16 protein-coding genes are annotated in these 15,578 nt (G+C 39.4%); 8 read left to right on the top strand and 8 right to left on the bottom strand.

Annotated elements, in window-relative coordinates:
• Nucleotides 1–37: 37 nt before the first annotated feature.
• The 3 genes from SOR_RS04620 to SOR_RS04610 are packed head-to-tail and all read right to left on the bottom strand — an operon-like array spanning nucleotide 38 to nucleotide 2,404.
• A complete protein-coding gene (locus SOR_RS04620; protein ID WP_001210021.1) occupies nucleotides 38–934 on the bottom strand; it encodes an RluA family pseudouridine synthase in 897 nt (298 codons plus the stop codon).
• Nucleotides 931–1,749, bottom strand: a complete 819-nt coding sequence (locus SOR_RS04615) for an NAD kinase (RefSeq protein WP_000799065.1) — start codon at nucleotides 1,747–1,749, stop codon at nucleotides 931–933. The genes SOR_RS04620 and SOR_RS04615 overlap by 4 nt, the downstream gene beginning before the upstream one ends.
• A complete protein-coding gene (locus tag SOR_RS04610) occupies nucleotides 1,733–2,404 on the bottom strand; it encodes a GTP pyrophosphokinase (RefSeq protein ID WP_000151550.1) in 672 nt (223 codons plus the stop codon). Before SOR_RS04610 ends, SOR_RS04615 begins: the two co-directional genes overlap by 17 nt.
• A gap of 128 nt (nucleotides 2,405–2,532) precedes the next feature.
• Between SOR_RS04610 and SOR_RS04605 the strand changes: the two genes are divergently transcribed.
• From SOR_RS04605 to SOR_RS04570, 8 genes are all read left to right on the top strand, one after another.
• The gene (locus SOR_RS04605; RefSeq protein ID WP_000681309.1) at nucleotides 2,533–3,102 is read left to right on the top strand and encodes a CYTH domain-containing protein; all 570 of its coding nucleotides are present in this window, start codon (nucleotides 2,533–2,535) and stop codon (nucleotides 3,100–3,102) included.
• A 111-nt stretch (nucleotides 3,103–3,213) separates the two neighbouring features.
• The gene (locus SOR_RS04600; protein ID WP_001283843.1) at nucleotides 3,214–4,173 is read left to right on the top strand and encodes a ribose-phosphate diphosphokinase; all 960 of its coding nucleotides are present in this window, start codon (nucleotides 3,214–3,216) and stop codon (nucleotides 4,171–4,173) included.
• Between the two features lie 9 nt (nucleotides 4,174–4,182).
• Nucleotides 4,183–5,298: a cysteine desulfurase family protein gene (locus SOR_RS04595; RefSeq protein ID WP_000639673.1), complete on the top strand. Its 1,116-nt coding sequence runs from the start codon at nucleotides 4,183–4,185 to the stop codon at nucleotides 5,296–5,298.
• A 4-nt stretch (nucleotides 5,299–5,302) separates the two neighbouring features.
• On the top strand, nucleotides 5,303–5,650 hold the full coding sequence (locus SOR_RS04590; protein ID WP_000863522.1) for a DUF1831 domain-containing protein: 348 nt from the start codon (nucleotides 5,303–5,305) through the stop codon (nucleotides 5,648–5,650).
• Nucleotides 5,651–5,656: 6 nt separating this feature from the next.
• Entirely contained in the window at nucleotides 5,657–5,872 is a 216-nt protein-coding gene (locus SOR_RS04585; RefSeq protein WP_000286091.1) for a DUF4649 family protein, read from the top strand.
• Between the two features lie 82 nt (nucleotides 5,873–5,954).
• Nucleotides 5,955–6,596: a redox-sensing transcriptional repressor Rex gene (locus SOR_RS04580; protein WP_000653412.1), complete on the top strand. Its 642-nt coding sequence runs from the start codon at nucleotides 5,955–5,957 to the stop codon at nucleotides 6,594–6,596.
• Between the two features lie 15 nt (nucleotides 6,597–6,611).
• The gene (locus SOR_RS04575) at nucleotides 6,612–7,301 is read left to right on the top strand and encodes a gamma-glutamyl-gamma-aminobutyrate hydrolase family protein (RefSeq protein ID WP_000743313.1); all 690 of its coding nucleotides are present in this window, start codon (nucleotides 6,612–6,614) and stop codon (nucleotides 7,299–7,301) included.
• A gap of 24 nt (nucleotides 7,302–7,325) precedes the next feature.
• Nucleotides 7,326–7,814: a hypothetical protein gene (locus SOR_RS04570; protein ID WP_001002679.1), complete on the top strand. Its 489-nt coding sequence runs from the start codon at nucleotides 7,326–7,328 to the stop codon at nucleotides 7,812–7,814.
• Between the two features lie 14 nt (nucleotides 7,815–7,828).
• On the opposite strand, the gene radC is transcribed toward SOR_RS04570, so the two are convergent.
• The 5 genes from radC to SOR_RS04545 all read right to left on the bottom strand — a co-directional run bounded on the left by radC (nucleotide 7,829) and on the right by SOR_RS04545 (nucleotide 15,504).
• Nucleotides 7,829–8,509: a RadC family protein gene (gene radC / locus SOR_RS04565; RefSeq protein ID WP_000286944.1), complete on the bottom strand. Its 681-nt coding sequence runs from the start codon at nucleotides 8,507–8,509 to the stop codon at nucleotides 7,829–7,831.
• A 42-nt stretch (nucleotides 8,510–8,551) separates the two neighbouring features.
• Nucleotides 8,552–10,843 (bottom strand): DNA helicase PcrA, encoded by a 2,292-nt coding sequence (gene pcrA, locus SOR_RS04560; RefSeq protein WP_000992898.1) that lies wholly within the window; start codon nucleotides 10,841–10,843, stop codon nucleotides 8,552–8,554.
• 182 nt (nucleotides 10,844–11,025) lie between these two features.
• On the bottom strand, nucleotides 11,026–12,696 hold the full coding sequence (locus tag SOR_RS04555) for a formate--tetrahydrofolate ligase (RefSeq protein ID WP_000845256.1): 1,671 nt from the start codon (nucleotides 12,694–12,696) through the stop codon (nucleotides 11,026–11,028).
• A gap of 173 nt (nucleotides 12,697–12,869) precedes the next feature.
• Entirely contained in the window at nucleotides 12,870–14,345 is a 1,476-nt protein-coding gene (locus SOR_RS04550; protein WP_000070721.1) for a hypothetical protein, read from the bottom strand.
• On the bottom strand, nucleotides 14,338–15,504 hold the full coding sequence (locus SOR_RS04545; protein ID WP_000345293.1) for a hypothetical protein: 1,167 nt from the start codon (nucleotides 15,502–15,504) through the stop codon (nucleotides 14,338–14,340). Before SOR_RS04545 ends, SOR_RS04550 begins: the two co-directional genes overlap by 8 nt.
• Nucleotides 15,505–15,578 lie beyond the last annotated feature (74 nt).

Here is a 15,578-nt window from a genome sequence, read left to right as displayed (position 1 = left end):
TCTCCTTTAAGAAAATAAATTATACTCCAAATAAGTTTTAAAGAGTATTAGTTGATAACTGAGTAATAAGATTGCTGAAATCATCCGGTAAGGGGCTTTCTAGTTGCAAATCTTGCTCTAGAAAGGGATGATAAAAAGATAAATAATGGCAATGCAAGGCCTGACGCTGAATCCCATCGTCTAAGCTTCCTCCATAGAGATCGTCTCCTAAAAGAGGAAAACCGATGTGAGAAAAATGCACTCGGATCTGATGAGTTCGTCCAGTATGCAGGCGAATATCGACTAGGTGAATATTTCTATAAGACACTACAACTTTGTAAGACGTATGGGCGTACTTCCCACCTTTGGCAACCCGTCTCGTGATAATGGAATCTTCATCACGCGCAATCGGGGCGATAATCTCCCCTTCAGGCTCCAAGACACCAGCTCCTTTAACTAAAGCAAAGTAACGTTTTTCGATAGACTTTCGTTGCAGTTGCTTGTCTAAACGTGCATGAGCGTAGCCGTGTTTGGCAAAAAGCATCAAACCAGAAGTATCTCTATCAAGCCTAGTCACGATGTGAACTTGCTGATTTTCATATTCCTGTTTAACATAGTAGCCCTTGATAAAATTGGCAATGGTATTGGAATGATTGACACTGGGGATAGATGCTACTCCATAAGGCTTATTTAAAACCAGAAAATGATCATCCTCATACAAGATATCGAGTGGTCGATCAATAGCTTCAAGGCTCTCAAATCCTTCCTCTGCTGGAATGTCGATGGTAACCCTATCTCCAATATCTAAGAGATAAGTCGCATTTTGAGGTTGGCCATTAACCAGAATAGCCCCACCTCGAAACTTAATCTTAGCCAAAAGTCCCTTAGAAACCTCATGTTTCTTGAGGAAGGTTTTGACTTTGACGTGCTCATCTGCGAGAAATTCGAACCTCATTCATCCACCTCGCCAATGAAGGCATCTTTGACACGATTCCAGAAACTAGTGTGGCTTGGAGTCGCTACGAAGTGAATCTTATGATGGTCAATTTGATACTCAATCCGTTCAATATTACGGAAGGAATAGACGCTGTTATCGACTGATATCGTGTGGTAATCATTGCGTGTCGGTAAGAGTTCAATCTTATCTTTTTTTGGAATGATGATCGATGATCCCAAAGTGCGATAGACTCGATTGTTAAGACTCGCTATCTCCGTCAACTGCAAGGCTTCAATGGTAGGATGCAAGACAGCTCCACCCAAGGATTTGTTGTAGGCGGTACTTCCCGTCGGCGTTGAAACAGTCACTCCATCTCCACGAAATCTCTCAAACGGAACATGGTTAATGATGATATCCGCAACCATGGTCCGATCTGATCGACGGATACTGGCTTCATTTAAAGCACGGAAGATTTTCACTTCTCCATTTTCAAGCGTTACCTTAACATTCAAGACTGGATAAGAAACTTTGGCTCCAGTATCTAGTAAAAGATTGGTCACCAATTGATCCAGCTCAAAATCACGATAATCTGTGTAAAATCCCAAATGCCCTGTATGAACACCTACAAATCGAACCTTGTCTAACTGATTCTCATACTTGTGAAAGGCAGACAAAAGCATCCCGTCACCACCAATGGAAATGACGATATCGGGATTGGTACCGTTCAGTATAAAATGTTGTTTCTTTAGTTTTTCCCTTAGCTCATGCAAAACCTTCTGACTCTGTGGTTTTCTATTTGCTATGAGGTCAACTCGTTTACCTGTATTCTTCATCTGTATCGTCACTATTTCCTACACCATCGTTTAGTTTTCTGCTCAATGGATCAAAGAGAGCCTGCGCTTCCTGGATATCATCACGAATCTTACCCATTTCTTCATCCAGTTGATAGGCTATTTTCGCTGTGATTTCCAGTCTTTTCCTGATTTCTTCTGGAAAATCGCCCTGATATTTATAATTGAGCGAGTGTTCAATCGTAGCCCAGAAATTCATGGCTAAAGTCCGTATTTGAATCTCCGCCAAAATCGTCTTCGCTCCGTTAATCGTATCAACCGTGTATTCGACAACCACGTGATAAGAACGATAACCTGAAGCCTTACGATGAGTGATATAATCTCGTTCCTGAACGACTCTCATATCTTGGCGTTTACGTAGAATCTCAACTACTTCTTTGACGTCATCAACAAACTGGACCATGACACGTAAACCAGCAATATCTTGCAGATCATGTTCCAGACTTGCATAAGTGATTCCTCGACGAGCCATTTTTTCTCCGATACTTTCAATCGGTTTGACACGACCCGTTACAAACTCAATCGGAGAATGCTTGTTTTGCTTACGATACTGTTTGCGAATTCCCCGAAGTTTGATCTTCAACTCACCTACAGCCTGAATGTAAGGATCTAAAAATTCTTCCCATTCTATGGTCATACTCTCTCCCTTGTAATGTTTGATTGCTCTGTCGAAAATCTTTGATTTTTTCAGTACATTCGTATACAATAAATACATTGTCCATTATACCATAAATCGCTTTCAAAGATATAGAAAAGGTTGAAAAAATGAAACATTTAGAAATAGAATTGAAAACACTTCTGAAAAAAGAGGAATATGATCATCTAAAAAAACAGTTTTCCCATATCCAACCCGTCCTTCAGAAAAACTACTACATTGACACACCTGATTTTCAATTACGTGAAAAGAAGGTTGCCATGCGCATTCGCACTTTTGCAGATTGGGCGGAATTGACCTTGAAAGTGCCTCAAACTGTAGGAAATATGGAATACAACCAGAAACTAACTCTTCCAGAAGCTAAATCATACCTAGAAAAACAAAAACTACCTCAAGGGCTCGTTCTAGAGAAGCTCGCTAAGATTGGCATCGAAAGCCATGATTGGCTTGTTCTAGGCTGTCTTTCAACTCTACGTTATGAAACGAAAACAGAAATTGGCTTAATGGCCTTAGATGAAAGTCAATACTTTGACCAGACGGACTATGAACTGGAGCTTGAAGTCACTGACCATGAAAAAGGAAAAACCGATTTTCAGAAATTTTTAGATGAAAATCAGATAACTTATCAGAAAGCTCCATCAAAATTAATTCGTTTTATTAAAAGCATGAAAAAAAGCTGAAATAATCTCCTTTTTTTGGTAAAATAGAAAAGATAAAAATAAAAGAATCTGGCTTTGAAAAACAAAACTTTCTCAAAGAAGATTCATAAAGTTTACAGAGGACGGTCTATAATGTCAGATAGAAACAACATGAAACTTTTCACCCTAAACTCTAACCATGAAATCGCTCAAAAGATTGCGGATACAGTTGGTGTACCTCTTGGGAAATTATCCTCTCGTCAATTTTCTGACGGCGAAATCCAGGTCAACATTGAAGAAAGTGTCCGTGGTTACGATGTCTACATCATCCAGTCAACCAGCTACCCTGTTAGCAACCACTTGATGGAGTTGTTGATCATGGTTGACGCTTGTGTACGTGCAAGTGCTCATAGTATCAACGTTGTCCTTCCTTACTTTGGTTATGCGCGTCAGGATCGTATCGCTTCTTCTCGCGAACCCCTCACTGCGAAACTGGTTGCCAATATGCTTGTCAAAGCTGGTGTAAGCCGTGTTCTAACGCTGGACCTCCACGCTGTTCAGGTCCAAGGTTTCTTTGATATTCCTGTAGATAATCTTTATACTGTTCCTCTATTTGCTAAGCACTACTGTGATAAAGGACTTCTTGGCTCTGATGTTGTTGTTGTCAGTCCAAAGAACTCTGGTGTTAAACGTGCACGTAGTTTGGCTGAATACCTTGATGCTCCTATCGCTATCATTGACTACGCCCAAGACGATTCTGATCGTAACGAAGGCTATATCATTGGGGATGTTGAAGGCAAGAAGGCTATCTTGATTGACGATATCCTAAATACTGGTCGTACTTTCTCTGAAGCAGCTAAAATCGTTGAACGTGAAGGCGCAACTGAGATTTATGCAGTATCTAGTCACGGTTTATTTGTTGAAGGGGCAGCAGATCTTCTTGATGCTACAAACATCAAGGAAATCCTTGTGACAGACTCCGTAGCGACCAAAGAAAGAACTCCAGAAAATGTATGTTACATTACTGCTAGCGAATTAATCGGAGATGCTATCGTCCGCATCCATGAAAGAAAACCAGTCAGCCCACTCTTTGCTTACAACAAAAAGAAATAAGGTGATTCTTTGATTTATTTGGACAATGCTGCTACGACTCCTATGTCAGCAGTAGCTATTTCTTGCATGACCAAGGTCATGCAAGAAACTCATGGTAATCCTTCTAGTATTCATGGTCATGGTCGGCAGGCTGGTAAACTCTTGCGAAAAGCTCGTCAGGACTTAGCCCACTTACTAGGAACCAAACCTCAACATATCTTTTTCACATCTGGCGGTACAGAAAGTAACAATACAGCCATCATTGGCTACTGTCTCCGTTATCAAGAACGTGGAAAACATATCATCACGACAGCTATTGAACACCATTCTGTGCTTGAGACTATTGATTATCTGGTGCAACATTTTGGCTTTGAAGTGACCATCATCCAACCAGTAAATCAAGAAATTACTGCCCAGCAAATTCAAGAAGCCTTACGTGGCGACACCATTCTCGTTTCCACCATGTATGCTAACAATGAAACTGGAAGTCTCTTACCTATCGCTGAGATTGGACATATTTTAAAAGACCATCCTGCTGCTTATCATGTAGATGCTGTTCAAGCTATCGGAAAAATTCCTATCCATCCCGAGGAATTGGGAATTGATTTCCTCAGCGCTTCTGCCCACAAATTCCATGGACCAAAAGGTGTCGGCTTTCTTTACGCATCTACTGGAGACTTTGATTCCTACCTTCACGGTGGGGACCAAGAACAAAAAAAACGGGCTGGAACAGAAAATCTCGCTGCCATTGTAGGCATGGTCGCTGCTCTCAAAGAGGATTTAAATGACCAACTTGAGCATTACCAAAAACTAAGCGCACTTAAATCTACTTTTTTAGAAGAAATTGCAGGTCTCGATTACTATCTCAATGAAAGCAACCACCAACTTCCTTATGTTGTCAACATTGGCTTTCCTGGTCAAAAAAATGATTTGCTCTTGCTACGGTTAGACCTTGAAGGAATTTCAATTTCTACCGGTTCAGCTTGTACTGCTGGTATTGTGCAAACCAGTCATGTGCTTGAAGCATTTTATGGGTCTGATTCGCATCGTTTAACAGAATCTGTCCGTATCAGTCTTTCTCCTCTTAACACTGAGGAAGAATTGAAACAACTCGCACAAACCTTAAAAAATATTATTGGAGATTAATCTAATGGCATTCGAAAAAACCATTAAACTACAAAACTGCCGCTACGACTACACACTTAGCCCAACTGTCAAAAAGTTCACACTGAAAGATAATACTTTTTTTGAAACAAAAGTTGGAAACTTCGAACTGACTCGGCTACTTGAAAAAGTACCCAACAGTGGTGAAGGCTTCAAGCTAAAAATCATCATCAATAAAGACCTTACAGGTGCTAAACTCAACATCACAGACAAGTCTGGTCTTCGTTTGGTCAATATCTTTAAATCAGAAGACCACCACATTCATCAGGAAAAATTCTACTTCCTCATGGACAGTTTAGTAGAACGCGGTATCTTCACTAAAGAAGAAAGATAATTGACTATGTATCGACTTACCTATCAAGATAACTATCACGTAGAACGTATACTTGAATATAAGGATTACGAAGAGCTCATGTTATCTCTATCAGGCTGTGTGACCCTACCTGATACTCTCCTAATCAGCTCCTTAACGCTGAATGATAAGGTGATTTATCAAGGATTGGTTGGCGATCTCTACCGTTTTCTATCACAAGCTCATTTTTCAGATAAAAACTAAGAAATTTCTTAGTTTTTATTTGTTTTTGTTGATTTTTTCACAATGTTTCTATAAAATAGAAGAATAGAAAGGTTGTGATTTTGTGAAAGATAAACAGTCTGCTATTCCAAAAGCAACAGCAAAAAGACTCTCACTTTACTATCGAATTTTCAAGAGATTTCATGCAGAAAAAATCGAACGTGCCAACTCCAAGCAAATTGCAGAGGCTATCGGTATCGATTCTGCGACCGTCCGTCGTGATTTTTCCTACTTTGGTGAACTAGGTCGTCGTGGTTTTGGTTACGATGTCAAAAAATTGATGAATTTTTTTGCTGATCTCCTAAATGATAACTCAATTACAAATGTTATGTTGGTTGGGATTGGAAATATGGGACATGCCCTTCTCCACTACCGCTTTCACGAGCGTAACAAGATGAAAATTATCATGGGCTTTGACCTAGATGACCATCCAGAAGTTGGAAGCCAGACACCTGATGGGATTCCAATCTATGGTATCTCACAGATTAAAGAAAAAATCAAAGAAGCAGATGTCAAAACTGCTATCCTAACAGTTCCAAGTGTTCAATCACAAGAAGTTGCCAATCTTTTGGTTGATGCAGGTATAAAAGGTATTCTCAGTTTTTCCCCTGTTCACCTTCACCTCCCAAAAGATGTGGTCGTTCAGTATGTCGATTTGACAAGCGAACTCCAAACCCTCCTCTATTTTATGCGTAAAGAGGATTAGAAAGCGAAAGCATTTATGAAAAAACCAGTTATTGGGATTACAGGAAATGAAAAAGCTCATCCAGATGATGACATCATGATGAGCTATGCAGCAAAGGGCTTTGTTGAAGGAGTCAAGGACGCTGGCGGAATTCCAATCATCCTACCGATTGGTGATCAAGAAATGGCTGCCTATTACATCAGTATCATTGATAAGCTCATCCTGACGGGTGGGCAAAATGTTGATCCAAAATACTATGGTGAACCAAAGGCTATTGATAGTGATGACTACCACCTTCAAAGAGATATTTTTGAACTAGCACTTATCAAAGAAGCGATTAAACAAAAGAAACCAATTTTCTCTGTTTGTCGAGGTACTCAACTTTTCAATGTCGCTATGGGGGGCACGCTTCACCAAGATATCGAGGAGCATTGGCAGGACTGTTCAGCCGAATACACGACCCAACGCCTCGTAACGGAACCTGATACCATTCTCCGAGAAATCTATGGAGAAATCTCTCACATCAACTCCTTCCACCACCAGAGTATTAAAGATCTAGCTTCAAATCTTAAGGTTGTAGCACATGATCCTAAAGATGGAATCATTGAGGCTGTGACAACTACGGACGGTTTCCCTTATCTTGGTGTTCAATGGCATCCTGAATTTTTATTTGAAAATCGCCCCAAAGATAAAACGCTATTTGACTATGTTGTTAACGAACTCTAGGACTTATAAATAGGTTATTAAAACATGAATGAAATTAAAATACCTTCTACTCATGAGATTTTGAGAGATATAGAAGCTAATGTTTTCATATCTTATAAGGAAAAGGAAGCTAATCTTTTCTTATCAAACAATGAAAAAGAAATAACAGTTTGCTTTCATCTTTCTAATCTCTATAGACTTTTAACAGCGGAAAGTTACCAATCTTTTTCTGAGAATAAAGAGAATTTCGATAAACTATCTCAAAAAGAAAAAGAAAAACAGCTGAAAGAAATGTCTAAAAAGGCAAAACTATTTTGTAAAAAGGCAGATGCCAAACTAAAAAGTAAATTTCGTTCAAGTCTTTACTTTTACAGAGATATTCTCATTCATAAAAAAAGATATTATAAAATCGAAGATTTCAATGCGATTGTCGACTTTATCGTTCAAGAAAATTTACTTGTACCCACGATAAAACCTCTTCCTGTTATCAATATGGCAGAAGTAGATTCCTATGTTTTAAAAGTGATTGAGTAAGATCATGTGTAATCTTAAATCAAATCCGTCTTTTCGCGGTAACTAAAGTAATCAGAGTGAGAGACAATCAAATGGTCCAAGAAAACAATTCCCATCAATTCGCAGGCTTCCTTGACTAGTTTAGTGACATGGTCGTCGTTTCGACTAGGAGATACAGCACCTGATGGATGATTGTGAACGAGTATCACTGAGGTAGCCATATGCTTCAAAGCATAGTGAAGGATTTCCCTCGGTTCAGCAATGCTGCGTGTCGCGGATCCGATAAAGATGGTCTGTTGATGAATGATTTGATTTTGAGTATTGAGATAGAGCGCCACTAGGTGCTCTTGTTTTTTGTCGCCAAGTTCCTGTTGCATTTTCTTGGCTAGCTTTTGACTACTGAGAATACTTTCCATCTCAAGGGTTTCATGTTTATGAATACGATGCCCCAGTTCAATCACTGCTTGTAGTTCAATGGCCTTAATCCGTCCAATACCAGACAGACTCTGCAATTCCTGCAGGGTCATATTTTTCAGATCAGTTAGACTGTTAAGACTATTCAAGACTCTCTGGGCAATTTCAAAGACATTAGCCTGACGCGTTCCTGTTCTGAGCAAAATAGCTAACAACTCTTGATTGCTTAGAGCCTCTACTCCTTCTTTAACTAGTCTTTCTCTAGGCAAGAGCGAATCTTCTTGGAATGAAATACTGTACATAAAAATCCTCCTCACTTTATTATTCGTGAGGAGGATGAAAAATTAGATTTTTTTCTCAATTGGAGCAACGCTGGCTAGGAGTTTTTTAAGTCCTACTTCTGGGAAGTTAATTTTCAGTTCCTGAGTATCACCGCTACCAGAGACTTCCAGAACAGTTCCCTCTCCCCATTTCTTGTGAAGAGCAATATCTCCGATAGACCAGTTGGTATCGCTTGAATCTTTTTTATTTCCGGATGTAAACTGTCCAAATGGGAGAGCACTTGACTGGATAGAGCTTGGTGCAGCATTGCGTTTTCGTTCTTGAAGGGCCTGGGCTAGGCTCATACCTTGACCGAAGGCCACGCCACCACTGCTATAAGATGCCTTGAAGCTGGTATTAGCTGGACGGGCCAAGCCTTGATAGTCAAGTAAGTCCGAACTGATTTCATTGATGAAACGTGTTGGACGATTGTAGTTGGTACGCCCAAAAAGCAAGCGAGAGTTGGCATTGGTCAGATAGAGGATTTTTTCAGCACGTGTGATACCTACATAGGCCAAACGGCGTTCTTCTTCTAGCTCATCTGGATCTTCAGCTGCACGGCTAAGCGGAAAGACATTCTCCTCCATCCCAATGATAAAGACAACTGGGAACTCGAGTCCTTTCGCTGCATGGAGGGTCATCAAGGTTACTTCTGATGTCTCCTGACTGCCCGAATCCGTGTCCGCAATCAAGGCTAAGTCATTCAAGAAACGACTGAGTTTATCTAAACCTGTTTCTTCTTCTTGACTATCAGGATTGTCATCAAAGTTCTTGGTAACAGATAGGAACTCTTCGATATTTTCAACCCGCGCCTTGCTTTCCAAGGTTGCCTGAGCATTAAGAATATCGACATAACCTGTTTTTTCTAGAACAGCCTCCACCAGCTCGGTGATGGTTAATTGGTCCAGTTGCTCCCGAAAATCCAGAATCATATTGGCGAACTCCCAGATAGACTGAGCTGCCTTACCCTTGATTCCTGATAACATGATATTTGCTGAAGCATCCAGCATAGACATATCTTGCATATTCGCAAAGTCGCGAATTTTCTCAACGGTTCCTGGGCCGATTCCGCGTTTAGGTTCGTTAATAATGCGCTCAAAACTGATATTGTCACTCAGATTGGCAATGAGATTAAGGTAGGCGATAATATCACGGATTTCCTTACGGCTGTAGAACTTGGTCCCGCCGACCATAGTATAAGGAATATTGGACTTTAGGAGGGCCTCCTCAATAGTACGGGATTGTGCATTAGTCCGATAAAGAACTGCAAAATCCTTGTGGAGGAAGTTTTGACTACGACCAAGCTCATCAATGGTTTTAGCTACAAAGATAGCCTCATCCTGTTCGTCATTTGCGCGATAGTAAATAATCTGCTCTCCATCCGCATTCTGAGTCCAGAGATTCTTGGGGCGGCGATTTTGATTATTTTTGATGACATCGTTGGCTGCTTGGAGAATGGTTTTTGTTGAACGATAATTTTCCTCTAACAAAACAACCTTGGCGTTAGGGTAATCTTTCTCGAAATCCAAAATATTCTGCATATCAGCCCCACGCCAACCGTAGATAGATTGGTCTGCATCACCGACCACGCAGATGTTTTTAAAGCGTGAAGCCAAAAGTTTGACCAGTTGGTACTGTGCATGGTTGGTATCTTGGTACTCATCAACGTGAATGTACTGGAACTTCTGCTGATAGTAGGTCAGAACATCAGGATTCTGATCAAAGAGACGCAGAGTCAGCATAATCAAATCATCAAAGTCAACAGACTCAGACTGGCGAAGCTCCTTCTGATAAGCCGTATAACACTGGGCCACGATTTGCGTATACATATCACCAGCTTGAGCAGCATATGCGACATCATCAATCAGGTCATTCTTAGCATTGGAAATGGTTCCCAAAATGGTCCGTTCATTCCATTTTTTAGGATCCAAGTTTAACTGCTTGAGAATGCGTTTCATGAGGGTTCGCTGTTCTCCGGGATCTACTATGGTAAAATTGCGGTTGTAGCCAATATGATCTGCATCGCGACGCAGGATACGAACACACATGGAGTGAAAGGTCGCAATCAGACAGTCCTGAGTAGCTGGATTGAGCCCATAGGCACGCTCCTTCATCTCACGCGCAGCCTTATTGGTAAAGGTAATGGCCAAGATATTCCAAGGATTAACCATTTTTTCATCAATCAAGTAGGCGATTCTGTGAGTTAAAACACGAGTCTTACCAGAACCGGCTCCTGCCATGATTAACAAGGGCCCTTCTGTTGTTTGCACCGCCTCAGCCTGACGGTCATTCATTCCATTTAATAATGCGTTCATCTTCTCTTCCTTACTCTTGAAGTCAATGTTTCTATTATATCAAAAATCATGGAAAATATCTTTACCTAGACTGATTGTGTCTAGAAAACAAACCTTTCATCAACTGAAGACAACTCCTCATATCTAGACAAGAAAATGAGTTTGGAAAGCTTTTCCAAACTCATTTAAAATAATCTATATCATTAGAACAAGCCTAGGACCGTTCCATCACTTTCAACATCCATATTAAGAGCGGCTGGACGTTTTGGAAGTCCTGGCATGGTCATAACATCACCAGTTAGGGCAACAATGAAGCCTGCACCTAATTTGGGTACCAATTCACGGATGGTAATTTCAAAGTTTTCTGGAGCTCCAAGTGCATTTGGATTATCAGAGAAACTGTACTGAGTTTTAGCCATACAGATTGGCAATTTGTCCCAACCATTCTGAACGATTTGGGCGATTTGCGTTTGAGCTTTCTTTTCAAAGTTGACTTTTGTACCGCGATAGATTTCAGTAACAATCTTTTCAATCTTTTCTTGGACAGAAAGGTCGTTGTCATAAAGACGAGTATAGTTGGCTGGATTTTCAGAGATTGTCTTGACAAGTGTTTCGGCAAGTGCTACACCACCTTCTGCCCCATCAGCCCAGACACTTGCTAGTTCAACTGGCACATCAATAGAAGCACAAAGTTCTTTCAAGGCTGCAATTTCAGCTTCTGTATCAGTGACAAATTCATTAATCGCAACAACTGCTGGAATACCAAACTTACGAATATTTTCAACGTGGCGTTTCAAGTTAGCAAAACCTGCGCGAACTGCTTCTACATTTTCCTCTGTCAAAGCATCTTTAGCTACACCACCATTCATCTTAAGGGCACGAAGGGTTGCGACGATGACAACTGCATCTGGAGATGTTGGCAAGTTTGGTGTCTTAATGTCAAGGAATTTCTCAGCACCAAGGTCCGCACCAAAACCAGCTTCAGTAACTGTGTAGTCCGCTAAGCGAAGGGCTGTGCTTGTTGCCAAAACAGAGTTACATCCATGAGCGATATTGGCAAATGGACCACCATGTACAAAGGCAGGTGTACCGTAAATTGTCTGAACCAAGTTCGGTTTGATAGCATCTTTCAAAATCAATGCTAAAGCCCCCTCAACCTGCAAATCACCAACAGAAACTGGCGTACGATCGTAACGATAGCCAATAACGATATTCGCCAAACGACGTTTCAAGTCCTCGATGTCCGTTGCCAAGCAAAGAATGGCCATGATTTCTGAAGCAACGGTAATATCAAAACCATCCTCACGAGGAATACCGTTTAGAGGACCACCAAGTCCAACGGTCACATGACGAAGGGCGCGGTCGTTCAAGTCCACTACACGTTTCCAGAGAATACGACGTTGGTCGATTCCCAGCTCATTTCCTTGGTGCAAGTGATTGTCAATCAAGGCAGAAAGAGCATTGTTAGCAGTTGTAATGGCATGCATATCCCCGGTAAAGTGAAGGTTGATGTCCTCCATTGGCAACACTTGGGCATAACCACCACCGGCTGCACCACCCTTAATCCCCATTACTGGTCCAAGAGATGGTTCGCGAATAGCAATCATGGTTTTCTTGCCGATTTTGTTTAAGGCATCAGCAAGACCGATGGTAATGGTTGACTTTCCTTCACCCGCTGGTGTTGGGTTAATAGCAGTAACCAAGATCAATTTTCCAACTGGATTGCTCTCAACTGCACGAATTTTATCAAAGCTAAGCTTAGCCTTGTACTTTCCATACAATTCCAAATCGTCGTAAGAAATACCCAATTTCTCTACAACATCAACGATCGGCTTCAACTCAATACTCTGTGCGATTTCAATATCTGTTTTCATTCAAAACTCCTCTAACCTCTAATGTGATAATTCATTATAACACAAAACAAGATTTTTAACATCCATAAACTCTCTAAACGTTCGTAAATATCCTGGATTTCAAGATTTTTAGAGCCCTTTGAAAAATTTTATATGGCTTTATAGTTTTAGACTATAAAGAATGTGAAAATAATCTAGTCAAGAAAAAAATTATCAATTTCAGACAAATCATGGAGAATTTTATTATCTTCAATTTCTAAACTTTCTGCCATCTCAATAGAGTAGTCAAACCTAAGTTTAGTATTTATTGACAAATCAAACGAATATGCTTGTATTTCGCCCAATTTTTTATACTTTTCTATAATTTCGTTGTAAATGACAAGATAATTTTCGTCTAAAGTTTTTATGTAACTATTCAGATTTTCTTTGTAATCTTGAATTATCCTTTGTTCTCTTTCATTTAATATTCCCTTACCTATCTCCCAAATTATTGAAGTAGATATTGAACCAACTACAGAACCAAGAACAGGTATTGGAATCATGATCTGACCAATACAAGCACCAATTGTTGCAAAGGAAGCATCCATTACATTTAATGTCAAAAGATTCATAAATTCATCTTGGGTTATTTCTGTAGATCTATACTTTAGAATAATGTCTATCATTCCATAAGTTGCCATAACTAAAGCACTAGCATTTGGAGCACTAATACCAAAGACATTTGTTAATCCGTAAATGGAATAACCAGATATTGCCCCCTTTACAACTCCTTCAGCTGTGTCCAATCCACAATCTAACCAATCTGATTGTCCGAATTCAAAAATATTTTTTCCTTCTTTGTATTTCCCATACACAGTCGACATTAATGCTAAACCACCCTGTAAAAAAGCTGCGTTTCTTGCAACCTTGTTAGCTTCTTTTAAATTTGGTAATGCATGTTTTTGGGCAACTAATCTTTTTTTATTTAATTCTTGTTGTTTTAGTCTGACTGTTTTACGAATATTCTTCTCTTCAGAATCTATAAGAGAATGAATTGAATTTTTTTGAGCGTCTTTATAATCTAGAGCAGAGGATTTCATCCAATATTTGTATGAAGTAAGTCCCTTGCTTTCAGTGATATCATTAATCATTTGGCGTATATCCGTAATTTGTTTAATGGATAATCTCTTGCCATTCAATTCAACTTCTTTTGCTCCAGCCATTATTTTTTCAAATACTTGAACGTGATCTTTTGGAAACATCATTTTCATTTTTGAACTGTAATGAAACGATTGAGCTAGTTCATCACGTAAATTACCATAAAACTTCATTTGAATGATATTTCTACCAATTAATAAATCGGCTGGTCCATTATCATTCAATACTTTGACAATAGGATTTAACCCTTCAATGGCTCTCCTCGCATTTACAATCCCTGCTTCTGCAAATTCAGCGATAAAGCCGTGACCACCATAATCTCCTCCACGCTTCTTTAAAATAACGTCTTCAATATTTTCTCTCGTATAGTTTAAAATCTTTGAGGCATTGTCCTTGTTTAAGATGACTCTGCGTGCTTCATCCTCTATGATTTTCATAGCATTATGTAAATCTTGAATTCTCAAGTTATTTAAACAATTGACATATGCTCCAATACCTTGGTTAAAAGCTTGATTAATAATTTGGTTACTCATTTATTCTAATTTCCTTATTTACCATAGCAGTCAATGATAGAGTTGAATTCACTAAAGCACCTGCTTGATATTTTTCATCTTCTGTAAATAAGCTATAGTCCATTCCAGTTAAAGATAAATTGGCTAAATAAATTCCTTCTGTTTGTTTTTCTGTTAGTTCTATTAATTCCGTAACTTCTAATACTTTTTCTTTAAGTTGTCGAGCCAACAATTCTACCTTTTTCTGTTCCTCTATAGCTTCTTTTGCAACTTCTTCATTTTTCCTATTAGCTACAACACCAGCGCCTACAGAAGCGGTCAACATAACTCCTGCAATTCCCCAACCAACGGGACCAGCCAATGCTAAAAATGCCTTTCCCGCTGCCATTCCACCTCCACCAGCTACTACACTTCCACCACCTAACCAAGCTATTGCTGCACTTTCTGCAGCTGCACCTGAAAGAGTAGAAATAGCAGTTCCTGTTGATGCGACACCAAAAGTAGTTGCGACTCCCATAGCCGCAGTAGGACCTAAAGTTGCAACTGTGACTCCTAAAGCACTTAAAGAAGCTGTAGCTGCAGTACTACCACTTGCTAATTCAGCTTCCTTAATTGACTGTGAAATAGCAATTTGCTTATCTTCAAAATTCTGAATTTCAACATCAATTTCTTCTAATTTTGTTTCAAACTCTTTTGGTTTATTTGCTAGTTTATTAATTCTTTCTTCAACAATTTTCACAACTTTGATAGCTTTATCCCTAACCTGATAAAGCTCTATTGATTTATTAGCCAAGTTATCAGCTTCCTCATTATAACAACTAATAGCTTCATTATATCCATCAAGAGCTTCTTGTCTTAGTTTAGAATTAAAAAGATCTACTGATTCAATTTGTTCTTTTGTATTATGCGCAATTTTCCCAGCTTCGTTAAATGTATCAGTAGTTACGTTTGTTACCTGATGTGCTACATCTCCAGCAACTCCAACAGCTTTCTCTGAGACATCTGATAAAACATTGCCAACTTGGCTTGAGACTTCACCTATAGTTTTTACAGATTCAGTAATAACTTCTCCAGTAAATTTACTCGCTTCATTTAAGGCGTCGCTAGTAGCAGAACCGACATCATTCAATACTTTACCAGCTTCCTTTGCAATGTTGTCTGCAAATTTAAAAAAATCCATAATAATACCCCTTTTAATTTACTTAAATTCATTATCTTATTTATTACTATAAATGTCAATAATAATATATTTTT

The organism is Streptococcus oralis Uo5 (genome assembly GCF_000253155.1).
GTDB classification, from domain to species: Bacteria; Bacillota; Bacilli; order Lactobacillales; family Streptococcaceae; genus Streptococcus; species Streptococcus oralis_L.
The sequence above is the reverse complement of the archived record's forward strand: the minus strand, read 5'-3'. Positions and strand labels throughout refer to the sequence as shown.

What these genes read in the sequence shown, in the direction of transcription:
- SOR_RS04550 (WP_000070721.1), bottom strand. Translation starts at nt 14,345, where the DNA reads ATGAGTAACCAAATTATTAATCAAGCTTTTAACCAAGGTATTGGAGCA.
- SOR_RS04615 (WP_000799065.1), bottom strand. Translation starts at nt 1,749, where the DNA reads ATGAAGAATACAGGTAAACGAGTTGACCTCATAGCAAATAGAAAACCA.
- SOR_RS04610 (WP_000151550.1), bottom strand. Translation starts at nt 2,404, where the DNA reads ATGACCATAGAATGGGAAGAATTTTTAGATCCTTACATTCAGGCTGTA.
- SOR_RS04605 (WP_000681309.1), top strand. Translation starts at nt 2,533, where the DNA reads ATGAAACATTTAGAAATAGAATTGAAAACACTTCTGAAAAAAGAGGAA.
- pcrA (WP_000992898.1), bottom strand. Translation starts at nt 10,843, where the DNA reads ATGAACGCATTATTAAATGGAATGAATGACCGTCAGGCTGAGGCGGTG.
- SOR_RS04575 (WP_000743313.1), top strand. Translation starts at nt 6,612, where the DNA reads ATGAAAAAACCAGTTATTGGGATTACAGGAAATGAAAAAGCTCATCCA.
- SOR_RS04570 (WP_001002679.1), top strand. Translation starts at nt 7,326, where the DNA reads ATGAATGAAATTAAAATACCTTCTACTCATGAGATTTTGAGAGATATA.
- SOR_RS04585 (WP_000286091.1), top strand. Translation starts at nt 5,657, where the DNA reads ATGTATCGACTTACCTATCAAGATAACTATCACGTAGAACGTATACTT.
- SOR_RS04600 (WP_001283843.1), top strand. Translation starts at nt 3,214, where the DNA reads ATGTCAGATAGAAACAACATGAAACTTTTCACCCTAAACTCTAACCAT.
- SOR_RS04620 (WP_001210021.1), bottom strand. Translation starts at nt 934, where the DNA reads ATGAGGTTCGAATTTCTCGCAGATGAGCACGTCAAAGTCAAAACCTTC.
- SOR_RS04555 (WP_000845256.1), bottom strand. Translation starts at nt 12,696, where the DNA reads ATGAAAACAGATATTGAAATCGCACAGAGTATTGAGTTGAAGCCGATC.
- SOR_RS04545 (WP_000345293.1), bottom strand. Translation starts at nt 15,504, where the DNA reads ATGGATTTTTTTAAATTTGCAGACAACATTGCAAAGGAAGCTGGTAAA.
- radC (WP_000286944.1), bottom strand. Translation starts at nt 8,509, where the DNA reads ATGTACAGTATTTCATTCCAAGAAGATTCGCTCTTGCCTAGAGAAAGA.
- SOR_RS04590 (WP_000863522.1), top strand. Translation starts at nt 5,303, where the DNA reads ATGGCATTCGAAAAAACCATTAAACTACAAAACTGCCGCTACGACTAC.